Genomic DNA, 16,560 nt, shown 5'->3' on the forward strand with positions numbered 1-16,560 from the left:
ACCTGAATGCCAGCCGCTTCAGGCTGGATACTTCGTCTGGCCCGGGATAGAGTTGCCCCAGTGAAGCCGGCTACTAGCCGGCGCCGATAGCGCCAAGAGTCGAATCAATAAGCGAAAACCTCACCTTCGGCCAGCCACTTCACCCCCAATACCCACAGAGCCTAGGAGACCGCCGGTCCAACTGACCTGGCAATACGAAAAGCCAAAGCATTCACCCGCCCCGCAACCGCGCCGTGCCCCAGCACAGGACCAGCAAACGCACCCGCATCGTGGTAGCGTACCGAACCACCGTTTCATCCAACCACGCAGCGCGCGCAGCGGCCAGGGCCGGATGCCCCGCAGCGCACACCTAAAACAGGAGCGAAAGGCAAATGGACTATCAATTGCAGGGCAAATTGGCGCTGGTTAGCGGCTCGACGAAGGGCATCGGTTTCGCCATCGCTTTGGGGCTGGCGCGCGAAGGGGCGGAGGTGATTTTGAACGGCCGGTCCGAGCAGTCCGTGGCCGAGGCGCTGGGGCGTTTGAAGGCTGATGTTCCTGGGGCGCGCGTGCACGGCTTTGCGGGGGATCTGGCGACGGTGGCTGGCGTGGAAAAGCTGGTGGGGCAATTTCCGTCGGTCGATATCCTCGTCAATAACCTCGGCATCTTCGATCCCAAACCGTTCGAGGAAATCCCGGACGAGGACTGGCAGAAGTTTTTCGACATCAATATCATGTCCGGTGTGCGGCTGGCGCGGGCGTATCTGCCGGCGATGAAGCAGCGCAATTGGGGCCGCGTGGTGTTTATCAGCAGCGAGAGCGGTATTCAGATTCCGGTGGAGATGATTCACTACGGCATGACCAAGACCGCGCAGCTTGCGATTTCGCGCGGGCTTGCGGAATCTTGCGCGGGTACGGGCGTCACGGTGAATTCGGTATTGCCGGGGCCGACCAGTTCCGAAGGCGTCAGCGAGTTTGTCGACAAGCTGTCCGGTGGCCAATCGTTCGAGTCCTTCGAGAAAACGTTCTTCGAAGAGGCTCGGCCGTCGTCGTTGCTGAAGCGATTCACCAAGCCCGAAGAGGTCGCGAATCTGGTGGTCTACGTGTGCTCCCAAGCGTCGTCGGCCACCACTGGTGCGGCACTGCGTGCAGACGGCGGTGTCGTTCGCTCGGCGTTCTGAGCCGGCAATGCTTGCAGGATAATTCGGGCCACCACGTCAGTGGTGAACAGCAGAAAAGCCGCACTTCATCTTGAAGGCGGCTTTTTTGCTTGAGCCGGCAACCGAGAAAGTGCCCCGCGCCACATCACGACACGGTGCCATCAGCACCGTCCACGCGATCACTCAATGACTGATCATCCAGGGCCGACCACCTGGCTGTTTGGGGGCTTGGGATGAGCTCGCAAGTTTCACCGGCGCGCAGCAACCGCAGCCGGCACCGTGGGATCGACTTTCCTTTGGCGCCGCGGCACTGCGCTCGTTGGTCGCGTGTGCGGCATGCGCGGCAGCGCTGAGGCGGCCCAGTGCTGGCGCGGCCACCAATGCCCGGCACGCGGCCATGCCGCAGTCGGGGCAGGGCGCCGGATCGTCGCGTCGCGCCATGGCGCGCATCACTGTGAAGGTGCCGCAGTCGTGGCAACGATAGTCGTAGGTGGGCATGGTGGCTTCGGCAGCTAGGTTGCGGGCTTAGATCTTGTCGGGCGACAGCGGCAGGTCGATGCCGCCCTGGGTCATCTTTGTCGGTCCGCTCGCGCTTGGCCGGATATCGAAGTCGAAGATCTGCGTCGGCAGCCATAGCGTGGCGCAGGCGTTGGGCACGTCTACCACGCCGCTGATATGTCCCTGCACGGGCGCGGTGCCGAGGATCGAATAGGCTTGTGCGCGCGAATATCCAAACTTTGTCAGGTACTCGATGGCGTTCAGGCATGCCTGGCGATATGCCACGTTGACATCGAGGTAATGCTGCTTGCCCGATTCGTCGACGGAGATGCCTTCGAAAATCAGGTAATCGTTGTAGCTGGGCGTGATGGGGCTGGGCTTGAAGATCGGATTGCGCACGCCGTATTTGGCCATGCCGTCCTTGATCAGCGTAACGCGCATGTGCACCCATCCGGCCATTTCGATGGCGCCGCAGAACGTGATTTCGCCATCGCCCTGCGAGAAATGCAGGTCGCCCACGGACAGGCCGGCGCCGTCGACATAGACCGGGAAATAAACCTTGGCGCCGCGTGACAGGTCCTTGATGTCGCAGTTGCCGCCGTGTTCGCGCGGCGGCACCGTGCGCGCGCCACTGGCAGCCGCCTGGTCGCGCGCGTCGCCTTGCAATTTGCCCATGTGCGCGGTGGCTGCAAACGGTGGGTTGGCCAGCGCGGGCACGCGGTTCGGATCGGTCGCCAGCAACTCGGCTTCGCGTTGGTTCCACGTATCGAGCATCGCCTTGTCCGGCAGGCAGCCGATCAGGCCCGGATGGATCAGCCCAGCGAAGTTCACGCCAGGAATATGGCGCGACGACGTAAACATGCCGTGGAAGTCCCAGATCGACTTCTGCGCCTGCGGAAAATGATCGGTCAGGAAGCCGCCGCCGTTCTGCTTCGAAAAGAAGCCATTGAAGCCCCACAGGCTGTCCGGTTTGGCGCCGATGTCGAGCAGGTCCACCACCAGCAGGTCGCCGGGCTCGGCGCCTTCCACACCAACCGGGCCCGAGAGGAAGTGCACGATCGATAGATCGATGTCGCGCACGTCGTCGGCGGAATCGTTGTTCTTGATAAAGCCGCCGGTCCAGTCGTAAGTTTCGAGAATGAAGTCGTCGCCCGGCTTGACCCAGCATGCCATCGGGATGTCTGGATGCCAGCGGTTGTGGACGTCGGGGTTTTCGTACGGCGATTGGGCCAGATCGACCTTGATCAGGGTATCGGTCATGACGTTGCCTCCTGGATGGGTGCAGGTGAATAAATGGTTGAAGCGGGAATTGCCGGGCGCGAAGCTAGACGGACAGGTATTCGCGGATGTGCGCCACGTCGGTGTCGTGGCGCTGCGTTTCGTGGACGAAGCGGCCGCCCTCGATGACGAACAGGCGGTCCGCTACATCGAGCGCAAAGCTCAGCACCTGCTCGGAGAACACGATCGTGATGTCTCGGGTGCGCCGGATCTCGTTGAGCGCCCGCGCGATGTCCTTGATGATCGACGGCTGGATGCCTTCGGTGGGCTCGTCCAGCAGCAGCACTTTCGGGTTGGAGACCAGCGCCCGTGCAATGGCAAGCTGCTGTTGCTGGCCGCCTGACAGATTGCCGCCCTTGCGCCGGCGCATGTCGAACAGCACCGGGAACATGGCGAAGATCTCGTCCGGGATGCGGCGGGTCTTGCCCTGTTCCATGCCGGTCAGGATGTTCTCTTCCACGGTCAGGTGCGAAAAGATCATGCGGCCCTGCGGCACGTAGCCGATGCCGGCGCGTACGCGGCGGTAGCTTTCGTCTTGCGATACGTCGTGGCCGTTCACGCAGACCTGCCCGGCGCGCAGTGGCAGCATGCCGATCATGGCCTTGAACAGCGTGGTCTTGCCCATGCCGTTGCGGCCCATGATGGCGACGGTCTCGCCCTGCGCGGCCGCAAACGACACGCCGTGCAGCGCTTCGCTCTGGCCATAGTTCACCACCACGTTGTCGACGGTCAGCATGCGGATGTTCTCCTTACAGGTGGCGTGCGGGCCTAGTGGCCCAGATAAACGTCGATGACGCGCGGGTCGTTTTGCACCTGGGCCATCGATCCTTCTGCCAGGATCCGGCCCTGATGCATGACGGTGACCTTGTCCGCGATCTGCTGCACGAAATCCATGTCGTGCTCGATCACGATGACCGCGCGGCCGCGGCTGATGCGCTTGAGAAGGGCGGCGGTGAGCTCGCGTTCGCGCACGCTCATGCCGGCAATCGGCTCGTCCAGCATCAGCAACTGCGGTTCCTGCATCAGCAGCATGCCGATCTCCAGCCATTGCTTCTGCCCATGCGAAAGCTGCGCGGCCTCGCGCTCCAGTGCATCTGACAGGCCGATTTCCGCTGCGACCTCGTCTACGCGCTGGCGCACGTCGTCGGTGGTGCGAAACGCCAGCGCGCCAAACACGCCACGTCCGCGCGGAAACGACACGGCGAGGTTCTGGAACACGGAGAGGTTCTCGTAGATCGATGGCGTCTGGAACTTGCGGCCGACGCCGGCGCGCACGATCGCGTATTCGGACAAGCCGGTCATTTCGCGATTGGCAAACTTGATGCTGCCGCCGGTGGCGCGCGTCTTGCCGCACACCAGGTCCAGCAGCGTGGTTTTTCCCGCGCCGTTCGGGCCGATAATGACGCGCAGTTCGTCGCGATCGACATACAGCGTGAGATTGTCGATGGCCTTGAATCCGTCGAACGACACGGACAAGTCTTCCACCGCCAGCATGAAATCGGTGTTGCTCATGATCGCTCCGGGTCAGACCGTGGTGGCCGGCATGCCTTCGGCAGGCTCGGTAGGTTTGGCGGGGCGGCGCTTGCGGCCAACGTACTTGTTGTACAGGCCCGCAAGGCCATCGGGAAAAGCCACCACTACGCCGATAAACAGCGCCGCCATCAGGAACAGCCACAGGTCCGGAAAGCTCTCCGAAAAGTAGGTTTTGCCGGCGTTCACCAGCATCGTTCCCCATACGGCGCCCACCAGGCTCATGCGCCCGCCCACGGCCACGAAAATCACCATTTCGATCGAGGGCACGATGCCCACGAACGAGGGCGACATGAAGCCCACTTGCAGCGTGAACATGGCGCCCCCGATAGCCGCCAGCGCGGCGGCCAGGCAGAACACGAAGACCTTGAACATCGCCACGTCGTAGCCGGAAAACCGCACGCGGTCCTCCTTGTCGCGCATCGCCAGCAGCAGCACGCCCAGCTTGGTGCGCTGGATCCAGCGGCACAGCAGCATCGTGCCGAACAGCAGCGCCACGCTGACGAAGTACAGCACCAGCTTGGCGCTGTCCGTGCGGATATCCCAGCCCAGCATCGTCTTGAGGTCGGTGATGCCATTCACGCCGCCGGTATAGCCCTGCTGCCCGATGATCAGTACCGACAGAATCAGCGCCACGGCCTGCGTGATGATCGCGAAATAGACGCCGCCGACGCGACGCCGGAACATCGCGAAGCTGACCACGAACGCCAGCAGCACGGGCACCGCAATCACGCCCAGCAGCGCAAAGGGCAAATGCCGGAACGGCTCCCACCACCACGGCAGCGCGGTGATCTGGTTCCAGTCCATGAAGTCGGGAATGCCCGGCGTCGACTGGATGGCGGTGCTTTTCGCGTCCGAAGCTTCGAGCTTCAGGAACATCGCCATGGCATAGCCGCCAAGCCCGAAGAACACACCCTGGCCGAGACTCAGCACGCCGCCATAGCCCCACAGCATGACCAGGCCCACGGCCACGAACGCATAGCTCAGGTACTTGCCGATCAGATTCAGACGGAATACATCGAGCGTCAGCGGCATCACGACAACCAATACCAGCGCCAGCAGCGCGTAGCCGATCCATTCGCCACTGATGGCGCGCAGCCGTTGCCGCAGCGGCAGCGTTTGAGTGGGTGACATCATCGAACTCCGAAAACGGGATGAATCGGGATCAGCGGCGCACGGCCGGGGCGAACAGGCCTTGCGGGCGAATCATCAGGATCGACACAATGATCAGCAGCGTCAAAACGCGCGCCATCGATCCGGTCATGAAAAATTCGGTAATAGACTGCGTTTGCGCGATGCCGAATGCCGACGCCACGGTGCCCGCCAGACTGGCTGCGCCGCCGAAGGTGACTACCAGGAACGAATCGACGATATAGAGCGCGCCGCTGGTGGGCCCGGTCGATCCGATGGTCGTGAATGCCGCGCCGGCCACCCCGGCAATCCCGCAACCAATGGCGAAGGTCACGCGGTCGGTGCGCCGTGTATTGATGCCGGCTGCGTTGGCCATGGCGCGGTTCGCCGTGGTGGCCCGCACGCGCAATCCCCAGCGCGAGCGATGCAGCGCCAGCCACACCAGCCCGGTGACACCCAGCGTCAGCGCCATCACGAACAGCCCGTTGATGGGGATATCGAGCCCCGGCGCGGGCGCCCATGACCCCATCAGCCAGTCGGGCAGCGTTGGGCTGACCTCCTTGGGCCCGAAGGTGGAACGAAACACCTGCTGCATGCCCAGCGACAGCCCCCAGGTGGCCAGCAGGGTGTCCAGCGGACGCTTGTAAAGGTGCCGGATCAGCGCCCATTCGCAGAGCCACCCGGCCGCAAAGGCAATGCCGAAGGCCGCGCAGATCGCCACCGGAAAATACCAGGACATCAACGACGGCCACAGCCGCTCCACGGTCGTGGAGGCTAAATAGATCGTGTAGGCGCCAATGGTCATGAACTCGCCATGGGCCATGTTGATGACACCCATCTGCCCGAAGATGATGGCCAGGCCAAGCGCCATCAGCAGCAGCACCGAGAACAGGCTCAGCCCGGCAAAGCCCTGCATCAGGCCGATGTTCAGCATGTCGGAGAGATTCATGACCGTGCTCCCGCGTGGACGATTACTGGTAACCCTTGGGGAACGGATTCGGCGGAATCAGTTGCGGCGATTCGGCCACCACCTTGAACTGCCCGTCGAGTTGCGCCAGGCCCACGCGGGTCTTGCTCCACAGGTGATGGTTCGGATCCACCTTCACGTAGCCCTCCGGCGCGCTCTTCAGTTCGATGCCCGGCGATGCGGCTACCACCTTGTCGATGTCGAAGCTGCCGGCCTTTTCCACGGCGGCTTTCCACAGCCACGGGCCCAGGTAGGCGGCCTGCGTGACATCGCCAATCACGGACTTGGCGCCGTACTTGGCCTTGAACGCGTCGACAAACTGCTTGTTGTTGGCGTTATCGAGCGACTGGAAGTACTTCATCGCCGCGTAGAAGCCGGCGATGTTTTCGCCGCCGATACCCAGCACTTCATCCTCGGTCACGGAGATGGTCAGCAGGAACTGCTTGTCCGCGGTGATGCCGGCCGCCTTGAGCTGCTTGTAGAACGCCACGTTGGACCCACCCACGACGATGGCGTAGATGCAGTCGGGCTTGGCAACCTTGATCTTGTTGATCAGCGAATTGAAGTTGGTGTGGCCCAGCGGGTAATACTCTTCGCCCACCACCTTCGCCTTCTGGAAGTTCTCGATGTGCTTGCGCGCGATCTTGTTCGACGTACGCGGCCAGATGTAGTCCGAGCCGATCAGGAAGAAACTCTTGGCATTCTTCTGCTTGGCTGCCCAGTCCAGTCCCCAGATGATTTGCTGCGTAGCCTCCTGGCCCGTATAGATCACGTTCTTGGATTGCTCCAGCCCTTCGTAGAAGGTGGGGTAATAGAGCAGGCCGTTTTCTTTCTCGAACACTGGCAGCACGGCCTTGCGCGAAGCCGAGGTCCAGCAGCCGAACACGGCGGCCACGCGGTCGTTGACGAGAAGCTTTTTCGACTTTTCAGCGAAGGTGGGCCAGTCTGACGCGCCGTCTTCCTTGATGATCTTGATCTTGCGGCCCAGGATGCCGCCGGCGGCGTTGATCTGGTCGATAGCAAGCTGCTCGGCCTGAATCGAACCGGTTTCCGAAATCGCCATCGTGCCCGTGGCGGAATGGAGCTGGCCCACCGTGACCTCGGTATCGGTCACTGCCAGCTTGGTCGTGTTGACGGCCGATGTCGGCAGGTTGGCGCCGTGCGCCTGCGCAGCCATGCCGGCCAGCGGCAGCGCGGGCAGGGCGGCCAGCCCCTGCATCAGGCGGCGTCGGTTCAGCGATACCGCTCGCTCTTCGGCCGCAGCCGCGGCAGGCGACCCGTAGTCTTTCTTGTCACGCATGTTCAACGCTCCTTCGAGGCAGGTGGGTGGTGGTGCTGCGTTGGGGCGGATCATGCGGCGCGCATGCTGCGCGCGGAATACGTCATTCAACGTATGCGCATGCGCAGGGCAGGGGCCCAGTGTTTCGGCCGGACACGGCACACCTCTTGCATTCGCTGGACGGTTCGACCTTGCCCGCATCCACCGATATGCCGAGTGCCACCCAGCCCGTGCAGCGCATCAGCAAGATCCGGCGCGACTACAACCGCTGGGTTGCCGACGAAACGCTCGAGGATTACGCCTTGCGCTATGCACCAAGGTCGTTCCGCAAATGGAGCGCGTTCCGGGTGGCCAATACCGCTTTTGGTGCAGTGGCGTTCCTGGCGCTGGAAGCGATTGGTGCGGCCATCACGCTGAGCTATGGCTTCACCAATGCGATGTGGGCGATTTTTGCGGTCAGCGTCGTGATGTTTCTGACCGGTCTGCCGATCGCCTATCACGCGGCACGCGATGGGCTCGACATGGACCTGCTGGCACGGGGCGCCGGATTTGGCTACCTGGGCTCGACCATCACATCGCTGATCTACGCGAGCTTCACGTTTATCTTCTTCGCGCTCGAGGCGGCCATCATGGCGCAGGCGTTCGAGCTGCTGTTCGGCATGCCCCGCTGGATCGGCTACCTGTTGTCGTCGGTAATCGTGATCCCGCTGGTCACGCACGGTGTGACGTTGCTGTCGCGCATTCAGTTGTGGACGCAACCGCTGTGGCTGGTATTGCTGGTGCTGCCCTATGCGCTGATTCTGTGGCGCGAACCCGAGCACTATGCGGCGTTCCTGACGCTGAACGGTCGCCTGGCCGATGCCGGCGGCTTCTCGTGGCATGCCTTCGGCGCGGCCGCCACCGTGGCCGCGGCGCTGATCGGTCAGATCGCCGAACAGGTGGACTTCCTGCGTTTCATGCCGCCGTTGACGCGCGACAACCGGGTGCGCTGGTGGAGCGCGCTGATTGCCGCCGGCCCGGGCTGGATCGTGCTCGGTGCGGCAAGATGGCAGGCGGGGCGTTTCTGGCGTTTATCGTGCTGCAGGCGGAATTGCCGATTGCCCACGCGCTGGAGCCGACGCAGATGTATCTGGCGGGCTTTGCGCGCGGTCTGGGCGATGGCTGGCCAACCTGGGCGCCAGTGGTGCTGACCGGCTTGCTGGTGCTGGTTTCGCAAACCAAGATCAATATCACCAACGCCTATGCCGGGTCGCTCGCCTGGTCCAATGTGTTCGCGCGGCTTACGCACAGCCACCCCGGTCGCGTGGTATGGCTGGCGTTCAACGTGGTGATTGCAGTCATGCTGATGGCCATGGGCGTGTTCGAGGCGATGGAGCAGGTACTGGCGCTCTATGCGCATCTGGCCGTGGCCTGGGTGGGTGCGATATTCGGCGATCTGGTGCTCAGCAAGCCGCTGGGTCTGTCGCCGCGCCATGTGGAGTTCCGACGCGCATATCTCTTCGATATCAATCCCGCCGGATTCGGCAGCATGGCGCTGGCCTCGGCGTTGTCGCTGCTGATGCATGTGGGCGTCTTTGGCGATGCGCTGCGTCCCGCGTCGATCGGCGTATCGCTGCTGTTGTCGACGCTGCTGCCGCCGCTTATCGCGCTGCTGACGAAAAGCCGCTATTTCATGGCGCGCACGCCAGTGGATTTCGGCGCGCGACATGCGGTGATCCGCTGCACCATCTGCCGCAACCGCTTCGAACGCGAAGACATGGCAGGCTGCCCCGCGTATCGCGGGCCAATTTGCTCGCTGTGCTGCACGCTGGACGCCCGTTGTGGAGACCGCTGCAAGCCCGGCGCCAGCGCGCAGGAGCAGATTGCCACGGCGCTGACCCGGGTGCTGCCGGCTGGCACGCCGCCGGATGCCGCGCGCCGCGTGGGGCAGTTTGTGCTGTTGCTGGCCGGCATGATGTTCGTTTTCGGTACGCTGCTGTGGCTGCTATACACGCAGGAAAAACTGTCGAGCGTGCTGGATCCGGCCGGCGGGGCCGGTGGTGCGCTATTCCTGAAGATCGGCGCGGGGCTCACGCTGTTTGCCGCGGTGGCCGCGTGGTGGCTGGTACTGGTCAATGAAAGCCGCGCGGTGGCACAAGAGGAATCCGAGCGCCAGAACATGTTGCTGCAGAAGGAAATCGACGCGCACCGGCAGACCGATGCGCTGCTGCAAAACGCCAAGGAAGTGGCCGAAAAAGCCAATGTGGCAAAAAGCCGTTTTATAACCGGCATGAGTCATGAAATGCGCGCGGGGCTCAATTCGATCCTCGGTTACTCGCAACTGCTGCTGCGCGCACCGGCGCTGCCCGGCGCGTGCCGCGAGGATGTGCGCACCATCGGCCGGGCTGGGGAACACCTGTCGAGCCTGGTCGATGGCCTGCTGGAATTGTCGCGCATCGAGGCCGGGAAGCTCCGCCTTGAACAGGAGGCCGTTTCGCTCGAATCGCTGTTCGATGATCTGGTGCGGATGTTCCGGCCGCTGGCCGCCGCACGCGGGCTCGCGTTTCACTATCGCGTGGTCGGCCGCCTTCCCCGCCACGTGCATGCCGACTCCAAGCGGCTGCGGCAGGTTGTCATCAACCTCGTCAGCAACGCAATCAAGTTCACCGACCACGGCGCGGTGACGCTGACGGTGCGCCATCAACGCGAACTCGGCACGATCAGCGTGCACGACACCGGCCCTGGCATTCCCGCCGAGGATCAGGCGCGAATTTTCGATCCGTTCGAGCGCGTGACGCCGCACGACGATCGCGAAGGCATCGGTCTGGGATTGGCGATCGTGCGGCTGCTGGCCGATCTGATGGGCGGAGAAATCCAGGTGCGCAGCGCGCCGGGCGAGGGCAGCGAATTCCTGGTACGGCTCTATCTCCCCGCCGTCTCGGCGGCAGCCGTGCCGCGCAAGGACATGCCCGCACCGGTGGTGCCAACCGGTGCACGCGTGTTGATTGTCGATGACCGCGTCGCGCATCGTGCCGTGCTGCGCGGCTTCCTCGCGCCGCTCGACCTGGCCGTTCGCGAGGTGGGCGAAGGCGCGCAGGTCATGCCAGCGTTGCGCGAGTGGCGGCCGCAGCTGGTGCTGCTGGACCTGAACCTGCCCGATGCATCGGGTTGGGATCTGTGCCGGCAAATCCGCGCCGAGCAACCGACGTCGCAGGTGGTCATCGTCTCTGCCAACGCCCATGAAAATACGGAGGAGGCGCGCCTGTTGCACGGCTACCTTGGCTTCGTCAGCAAGCCGGTGCGCGAGCCGGAACTGATCGATATGGTGCACCGGGCGCTTGCGCTGGCTCCCGCGCCGCAACCAGCCCAGCCCGATGACGAGACATTGCGCGAGCTGCTGGCGATGGGCGCAACGGGCCGCCTACGCGCGGCGGAGGCGTATCTGGCGGAAATGGCACAGGACGGCGGCGCCGTGGCCGCCTGGGCGCGGCAGATGCTGACACTGGCACGAACGGACGCGGCGGCCCTGGCCGCTTCAATTGGCGAGGCGTTACATGCAACCCGATCCTGAAATTCCATTGCCTTGTGCCGCGGTTGGCACGCGCGTGCTGGTAGTCGACGACAGCCCCGATGCGCGCTGCATGTTGAGCCGCGCGCTTGGCGGCGAAGCGATGCTCGTGCACGCTGCGTCGAGCGGCAACGCCGCGCTCGATGCACTGGCGTTCTTTGCGCCCGATGCGGTATTGCTGGACGTCGACATGCCGGGCATGGACGGCTTTGCCACCTGCGAGGCGCTGATGGATCGCCACGCCGATCTTCCCGTGATCTTCATGACCGGACTGAGCGACACCGGGCACATCGTGCGCGGGTTCGAAGTGGGCGCATGCGACTACGTCACCAAGCCGGTCGTCATCGCGGAAGTGGTGGCACGGGTGCGATCTCACGCCAGCAAGGCGCGGCTGGCCCGCAGTGCACGCGAGGTGGTGCTGGGCAGCGCCACACCGATGTTTGCGGCCGGCCCCGATGGCCGCTGGCTGTGGAGCAATGGCAGTGCCACGCAGTTGCTGCAGGCGCATGGCTGGCCGGCGCCGGCGGCCGGTGCGATGGTGCCGCACGCGCTGGCCGATGCGCTGCGGCAACTGCGCCTTGCCGGACAGGCCGCGATCGATCAGCTTTGCCTGAGACGACTGACGGGAGAAGGTTCGGACTGGATGGTGGTGGAGCTTGTGGCACGTTCGTCAGCTGGCATCGCATCCGAAGCGGGTACGTCGTCCGGCCTCGCGCTGACCGCGCGCGAAGCTGAGGTCATGGCATGGGTGGCGCGCGGCAAAACCAATCGCGACGTGGCGGAGATCCTGGGCATGAGCCCGCGCACCGTCAACAAGCATCTGGAACACATCTACGAGAAGCTTGGGGTGGAAACGCGCACGGCAGCTGCCGCCGCGGCGCAGCGGCAGCTTGGCCAGCTTGCGCAGAACGGTTGACGCGGGACGTGCGTTACGGGCGCCGCGCTAGAGCAGGCCGAGTGCGCGCAGCTTGGCGTCCGGCGCGGAATACGGGCGCTCGCAGATGATCTTGTCCGACCCGGGCGCAAATTCAAACGTTGCCGCCATGCGCACCCGGAACGTGCGGCCGGTTGGCGCAAAGGTCTTGCCGTTGGCCTGGAGCGGACCCAGGTGCGTGCCCTGCAGCCAGAATTCGACCAGCACGGTGTCGTCGGCGGCCGCGATGGCGATGATCTCATTGGTCAGATCGGGGAACGGAACGCGCGATGCGTCGAAGTATCCGCGCACCTCGGCTTCGCCATCGAATACTACGCCGCTGCCATGCATCTCGTAACGCGGATGGGCGAAGGTTTCGATGACGGCATCCCAGTCGTGCACGCATTCCAGGGTCATGTGATCGCGCACGGTCTGGATGCGCGCGGCGTCAAGCGTTGCTGACATGAAGCAGAACTCCTGTAGGGAACAGCGGTTGCACTAAAAGTGCGAGCGCGATGTCGCCGCACTCGCGGCTCGGTCGCGGCGTTGAACGTTAATGGCTCAGTCGAGCTTGATCTGGGCTTGCGCGGCAATCGCCTTCCACATCGGAATGTCGCGCGCATTGCTGGCCTGTTGTTGGGATCCCGGCACGTACTTGGCGGTGATACCGAGAGACAGCAGCTTGCTCACGACTTCGGGCTCCCGCAGCGTGGTGTCCAGCACGTGCGAAAGCCTGTCGACGATCGCCTTTGGCGTCTTTGCAGGGACATACATCGCCCAGTTCAGTTCGCGGTCGAAGTCGACGCCCTGTTCCTTGTAGCTGGCAACGTTGGGCAGACTTGGCGAACGGCGCGTGCATACCGCCAGCGCCTTGACTTTGCCTTCCTTCACGAAAGGCGTGGCGGTCACCATGTCGACGAAGCCCACCGAGATGTGATTGCCAATGATGTCGGTAACGATCTGCGAAGTGCCCTTGTACGGTACGTGCTGCATCGCGATGCCGGCTTTCTGGCGCAATACCTCGCCGCAGAAATGGCCCGTCGATCCCGCGCCCCAACTCGCGTACTGGATCGGCGCAGGGTCCTTGCGCGAGAGCGTGATCAGTTCCTTGAGGTCGTTGGCCGGGTACTGGTTCGACGCAATCATGACGATCGACGAACTACCGATAGCGCCGAGGCTCTGGAAATCGCGTACCGGGTCGTACGGAAGCTTCGCGTAGGTGGCCGGTGCAAGCAGATGGGTCGACATGCCGCCGATCATGATCGTGTAGCCGTCCGGCGCTGCGGTGGCCACCGCGTGCGTGCCGATGGTGCCCGCTGCGCCGGGCTTGTTTTCCACTACCACCGGTTGCTTCAACTGCGCCGCGAAACGCTCCGCGAGCAGGCGGCCGAGGATATCGCCGCCGCCGCCCGCCGAGAACGGCAGCAACATCCGCACGGGACGATCGGGATAGCTGCCCGCGTCGCCGGCATGGGCAGCGGTGGCGGTTACGGCGAGCAGCGCGCACGCAACGAGTTTGTTCATGTCTGTCTCCATCGGTAGCTGCCCGTCTTGCATGCGGACATATTGTTCCGTTTCCATACGTGTGGAAACGTTTCCAAACCACTATGGGATATCGTAGACGTTAGCGCCAATCATGGTTAACGCGGAGCGCTCAGCCACTTAAAGTCGCCTAAACTCTAAAAGTGGAAACGTTTCCAAAATCTGCAGGAGCTGCGATGAGCTTGCTGTTCGGGGGTGTGCGTCAGATTGGCTACGTCGTGCGCGACATCGAGAAGGCCATGCAACATTGGGGCGAGGTGCTGGGCGTGGGGCCGTGGTTCTACAAGCAGACCGTTGGCACCACGGAATTCCGCTACTACGGGCTGCCATCGGCTTTGCCGGACCTGTCGATTGCGCTGGCCAATTCGGGCGGTGTCCAGATCGAACTGATCCAGCAGCGCAACGACGCGCCGTCGCTCTATCTCGATTCGCTCAAGCGCGGCGGGGAATGCATGCAGCATATCGCCTACTGGACCGACGACCGCTTCGATGACTACGCGGCGACGTTGCGTGCGCGTGGCTATGTCGAGGGGCACGGCGGGCGCATGGGGATGCGCGGCCGATTTGCCTATTACGTGCATGCCGCGCTGCCGGGCAACATTGTTGAGATTTCAGAGATGGCGGGCGGCAAGGGCGAGTATTTCGCGACGATTGCCGCTGCGGCAAAAGGTTGGGATGGCGCCGATCCGATCCGCCGCATTGGAGCGCCGCAATGATCGAGGAAGCGGGGCGCGAACCGTCGCAGCGCGTCGCGGTGGTGACCGGCGCGGCGCGCGGCATTGGCCTGGCCATTTGCCGCCGGCTCGCGGCCGAAGAGGTCAGCATCGCGCTGTGGGATCGCGATGCACGGCAGCTTGAAGATGCCGCGCAGGCCCTGCAATCGAGCGGGGCGAACGTATTGGCCGTGCCCGTCGACATCACGCATCGCGCCGAGGTGGATCGCGCACTCGCGCAGTCGATCGAAGCGCTGGGTGCACCTACCGTGCTGGTCAACAACGCCGCTATTCTCGGGCGCAACGGTCCTACCGTCGAGGCGTCCGTCGACGAGTGGAAGCGCGTGTTCGACGTGAATGTCTTTGGCGCATTGCAGTGCGTGCAGGCGATTGTGCCCACGATGGTGCACCAGCGCTACGGACGCGTGGTCAATGTTGCGTCGATCGCCGGCAAGGAGGGCAATCCTTTTGCGGGCGCCTACGCGGCATCGAAAGCGGCGCTGATCTCGCTGACCAAGAGCCTGGGCAAGGAGTTGGCAGAGTCCGGGGTGCTGGTCAACTGCATCACGCCCAGCGCGGCGGACACGGACATCTTTGGCGCATACGACCCCGGCCAGCGCGCGCAGCTCCAGGCACGACTGCTGGAGCGCGTGCCGATGAAGCGCTTTGTACGCGTGGAGGAAGTGGCCGAGCTGGCCGCGTGGTTGTGCTCCGCACGCTGCAGTTTCAGCACCGGCGCCGTGTTCGACATCAGCGGTGGGCGGGCGATGTACTGACCTGGCGATGATCCGCCAGCGACGCAATGCGCCGTTTTTGCGCGGCTTTTTCAGCGATAATCGCCAGCGACACTGCCACTGACACCGCGACCTGTTTGCTATTTTTGCGAGGATGATTGATGACCAGCCGCACGCGCAACGCCAACGCTGACACCCCGCCCCGCGTCACCATTCGTGACGTGGCGCGTGCGGCGGGCGTGTCGCTTGGCACGGCGTCACGGGCGCTCAATCGGAGCGGCCCCGTGAGCGAAGCAGCGCTACACGCGGTTGAGCGCGCGGCAAAGGCGTTGGCCTATGCGCCCGATCCCATCGCGCAGAGCATGCGCACCGGAACGTCTGGCGTGGTAGGGCTGCTGGTCTCCGATCTGGCCAACCCGCTGTACGCGCGCATCATTACTGCCGTGGAGATGCGCCTGCAGCGCGAAGGCTGCGCGATGGTCGTCGGCAATACGCACAACAGCAGGGCGCAGGAAGAATTAATGGTGGACCTGTTCCGTCGTCGTCGCGTGGATGGCCTGATTCTCGGCCCCTGTGAAGTGGAGCGCGCCGACTATCTGGAGCAGGTCTCGCGCGATCTCGCCGTGGTGGCGATGGATCGAGATTTCGGCGCGAGCGGGTCCGGCGTCCATGTCGATCATTTCCGCGGCGCCTACGAAGCGTGTCGATATCTGCTGGACCTGGGACATACGCGCATCGCGCTGATGACTTCCGACGGTGCCTTGCGACCCGGCCGCGAACGGATCGACGGATATCGCGCGGCGCTGGCCGAGCGCGGCGTGGCATTGGACGAGTCGCTCGTGCGCGCCAGCCGCTCCGCGATGGACTTGTCGTTCAGCGACGCGCTGGCGCTGTTATCCTCCCCTTCACGCCCCACCGCCTTTATCTGCCTGGGCACGCGCATCCTGTCCGGCGTGCTGCAAGCGACGCGCCAGAGCGGCCGCCGCGTCCCCCATGATGTCAGCCTGATCTGCGTCGGCGATGGCGACCTGCCGCAACTGTATTCCCCGGCGATCACCGCCGTCAGCTGGGATCTGGAGGCGGTGGGCACGGCCGCGGCGGAAATCCTGCTGCGTGCGATCGGCAGCGGCGACAGTCGCGGTGAGGCGGCAACGCAAGGCAGACAGGAAGCACGACTGACCACGCAGATGATCCTGCGTGAATCGTGCGCTCCGCCGCCATCGGCCCGCGACTGAGCGCCTGTACGCGGCGTTGCTGTTGCCGCATCTTTCGCAACGATCGCACCTGTC

The 16,560-nt window shown here is 63.9% G+C and carries 16 protein-coding genes; 7 read left to right on the plus strand and 9 right to left on the minus strand.

Going from position 1 to position 16,560, the window contains the following annotated elements:
* Positions 1 to 371 precede the first annotated feature (371 nt).
* Positions 372 to 1,160 carry an SDR family NAD(P)-dependent oxidoreductase gene (locus AC1RKI_RS08665; protein WP_251164669.1) on the plus strand — a complete coding sequence of 263 codons (789 nt, stop codon included), beginning with the start codon at positions 372 to 374 and terminating at the stop codon, positions 1,158 to 1,160.
* A 162-nt stretch (positions 1,161 to 1,322) separates the two neighbouring features.
* Here the strand turns inward: AC1RKI_RS08665 and AC1RKI_RS08670 are convergent, their stop codons facing one another.
* From AC1RKI_RS08670 to urtA, 7 genes are all read right to left on the minus strand, one after another.
* Positions 1,323 to 1,637: an FmdB family zinc ribbon protein gene (locus AC1RKI_RS08670; RefSeq protein ID WP_084003851.1), complete on the minus strand. Its 315-nt coding sequence runs from the start codon at positions 1,635 to 1,637 to the stop codon at positions 1,323 to 1,325.
* Positions 1,638 to 1,664: 27 nt separating this feature from the next.
* Positions 1,665 to 2,897 carry a formamidase gene (gene fmdA / locus AC1RKI_RS08675; protein ID WP_492795987.1) on the minus strand — a complete coding sequence of 411 codons (1,233 nt, stop codon included), beginning with the start codon at positions 2,895 to 2,897 and terminating at the stop codon, positions 1,665 to 1,667.
* Between the two features lie 64 nt (positions 2,898 to 2,961).
* A complete protein-coding gene (gene urtE, locus AC1RKI_RS08680; RefSeq protein WP_061954177.1) occupies positions 2,962 to 3,651 on the minus strand; it encodes an urea ABC transporter ATP-binding subunit UrtE in 690 nt (229 codons plus the stop codon).
* A gap of 32 nt (positions 3,652 to 3,683) precedes the next feature.
* Positions 3,684 to 4,427 carry an urea ABC transporter ATP-binding protein UrtD gene (gene urtD, locus AC1RKI_RS08685; protein WP_061954179.1) on the minus strand — a complete coding sequence of 248 codons (744 nt, stop codon included), beginning with the start codon at positions 4,425 to 4,427 and terminating at the stop codon, positions 3,684 to 3,686.
* Between the two features lie 12 nt (positions 4,428 to 4,439).
* Positions 4,440 to 5,579, minus strand: coding sequence for an urea ABC transporter permease subunit UrtC (urtC, locus tag AC1RKI_RS08690; protein WP_490713679.1), 1,140 nt, complete (start codon positions 5,577 to 5,579; stop codon positions 4,440 to 4,442).
* 31 nt (positions 5,580 to 5,610) lie between these two features.
* Positions 5,611 to 6,525, minus strand: coding sequence for an urea ABC transporter permease subunit UrtB (gene urtB, locus AC1RKI_RS08695; RefSeq protein ID WP_244787893.1), 915 nt, complete (start codon positions 6,523 to 6,525; stop codon positions 5,611 to 5,613).
* Positions 6,526 to 6,547: 22 nt separating this feature from the next.
* On the minus strand, positions 6,548 to 7,843 hold the full coding sequence (gene urtA / locus AC1RKI_RS08700; protein ID WP_084003852.1) for an urea ABC transporter substrate-binding protein: 1,296 nt from the start codon (positions 7,841 to 7,843) through the stop codon (positions 6,548 to 6,550).
* Positions 7,844 to 8,031: 188 nt separating this feature from the next.
* Between urtA and AC1RKI_RS08705 the strand changes: the two genes are divergently transcribed.
* The 3 genes from AC1RKI_RS08705 (at position 8,032) to AC1RKI_RS08715 (ending at position 12,285) form a co-directional block, all read left to right on the plus strand.
* Positions 8,032 to 9,012, plus strand: a complete 981-nt coding sequence (locus AC1RKI_RS08705) for a purine-cytosine permease family protein (RefSeq protein WP_492880886.1) — start codon at positions 8,032 to 8,034, stop codon at positions 9,010 to 9,012.
* 1,091 nt (positions 9,013 to 10,103) lie between these two features.
* The gene (locus tag AC1RKI_RS08710; RefSeq protein WP_492857535.1) at positions 10,104 to 11,372 is read left to right on the plus strand and encodes an ATP-binding response regulator; all 1,269 of its coding nucleotides are present in this window, start codon (positions 10,104 to 10,106) and stop codon (positions 11,370 to 11,372) included.
* Complete coding sequence (locus AC1RKI_RS08715) at positions 11,356 to 12,285, plus strand: response regulator transcription factor (protein ID WP_061954183.1); 930 nt, start codon at positions 11,356 to 11,358, stop codon at positions 12,283 to 12,285. Before AC1RKI_RS08710 ends, AC1RKI_RS08715 begins: the two co-directional genes overlap by 17 nt.
* 27 nt (positions 12,286 to 12,312) lie before the next feature.
* On the opposite strand, the gene AC1RKI_RS08720 is transcribed toward AC1RKI_RS08715, so the two are convergent.
* Positions 12,313 to 12,747, minus strand: a complete 435-nt coding sequence (locus AC1RKI_RS08720; RefSeq protein ID WP_492795981.1) for an ester cyclase — start codon at positions 12,745 to 12,747, stop codon at positions 12,313 to 12,315.
* A gap of 96 nt (positions 12,748 to 12,843) precedes the next feature.
* Positions 12,844 to 13,806: a Bug family tripartite tricarboxylate transporter substrate binding protein gene (locus tag AC1RKI_RS08725; RefSeq protein WP_490713680.1), complete on the minus strand. Its 963-nt coding sequence runs from the start codon at positions 13,804 to 13,806 to the stop codon at positions 12,844 to 12,846.
* Positions 13,807 to 14,000: 194 nt separating this feature from the next.
* On the opposite strand from AC1RKI_RS08725, the gene AC1RKI_RS08730 reads away from it, so the two are divergent.
* The 3 genes from AC1RKI_RS08730 (at position 14,001) to AC1RKI_RS08740 (ending at position 16,506) form a co-directional block, all read left to right on the plus strand.
* Positions 14,001 to 14,540, plus strand: coding sequence for a VOC family protein (locus AC1RKI_RS08730; RefSeq protein WP_490713681.1), 540 nt, complete (start codon positions 14,001 to 14,003; stop codon positions 14,538 to 14,540).
* On the plus strand, positions 14,537 to 15,313 hold the full coding sequence (locus tag AC1RKI_RS08735) for an SDR family NAD(P)-dependent oxidoreductase (RefSeq protein WP_492795978.1): 777 nt from the start codon (positions 14,537 to 14,539) through the stop codon (positions 15,311 to 15,313). Before AC1RKI_RS08730 ends, AC1RKI_RS08735 begins: the two co-directional genes overlap by 4 nt.
* 119 nt (positions 15,314 to 15,432) lie before the next feature.
* Positions 15,433 to 16,506, plus strand: coding sequence for a LacI family DNA-binding transcriptional regulator (locus AC1RKI_RS08740; protein ID WP_061954191.1), 1,074 nt, complete (start codon positions 15,433 to 15,435; stop codon positions 16,504 to 16,506).
* The last annotated feature ends 54 nt before the right edge of the window (positions 16,507 to 16,560 follow it).

Source organism: Cupriavidus sp. GW822-FHT06G04 (assembly GCF_058799075.1).

Bases quoted from the DNA above. Each gene is read 5' to 3' on its own strand.
- AC1RKI_RS08665 (WP_251164669.1), top strand. From the start codon at position 372: ATGGACTATCAATTGCAGGGCAAATTGGCGCTGGTTAGCGGCTCGACG.
- AC1RKI_RS08670 (WP_084003851.1), bottom strand. From the start codon at position 1,637: ATGCCCACCTACGACTATCGTTGCCACGACTGCGGCACCTTCACAGTG.
- fmdA (WP_492795987.1), bottom strand. From the start codon at position 2,897: ATGACCGATACCCTGATCAAGGTCGATCTGGCCCAATCGCCGTACGAA.
- urtE (WP_061954177.1), bottom strand. From the start codon at position 3,651: ATGCTGACCGTCGACAACGTGGTGGTGAACTATGGCCAGAGCGAAGCG.
- urtD (WP_061954179.1), bottom strand. From the start codon at position 4,427: ATGAGCAACACCGATTTCATGCTGGCGGTGGAAGACTTGTCCGTGTCG.
- urtC (WP_490713679.1), bottom strand. From the start codon at position 5,579: ATGTCACCCACTCAAACGCTGCCGCTGCGGCAACGGCTGCGCGCCATC.
- urtB (WP_244787893.1), bottom strand. From the start codon at position 6,525: ATGAATCTCTCCGACATGCTGAACATCGGCCTGATGCAGGGCTTTGCC.
- urtA (WP_084003852.1), bottom strand. From the start codon at position 7,843: ATGCGTGACAAGAAAGACTACGGGTCGCCTGCCGCGGCTGCGGCCGAA.
- AC1RKI_RS08705 (WP_492880886.1), top strand. From the start codon at position 8,032: ATGCCGAGTGCCACCCAGCCCGTGCAGCGCATCAGCAAGATCCGGCGC.
- AC1RKI_RS08710 (WP_492857535.1), top strand. From the start codon at position 10,104: ATGCGCGCGGGGCTCAATTCGATCCTCGGTTACTCGCAACTGCTGCTG.
- AC1RKI_RS08715 (WP_061954183.1), top strand. From the start codon at position 11,356: ATGCAACCCGATCCTGAAATTCCATTGCCTTGTGCCGCGGTTGGCACG.
- AC1RKI_RS08720 (WP_492795981.1), bottom strand. From the start codon at position 12,747: ATGTCAGCAACGCTTGACGCCGCGCGCATCCAGACCGTGCGCGATCAC.
- AC1RKI_RS08725 (WP_490713680.1), bottom strand. From the start codon at position 13,806: ATGAACAAACTCGTTGCGTGCGCGCTGCTCGCCGTAACCGCCACCGCT.
- AC1RKI_RS08730 (WP_490713681.1), top strand. From the start codon at position 14,001: ATGAGCTTGCTGTTCGGGGGTGTGCGTCAGATTGGCTACGTCGTGCGC.
- AC1RKI_RS08735 (WP_492795978.1), top strand. From the start codon at position 14,537: ATGATCGAGGAAGCGGGGCGCGAACCGTCGCAGCGCGTCGCGGTGGTG.
- AC1RKI_RS08740 (WP_061954191.1), top strand. From the start codon at position 15,433: ATGACCAGCCGCACGCGCAACGCCAACGCTGACACCCCGCCCCGCGTC.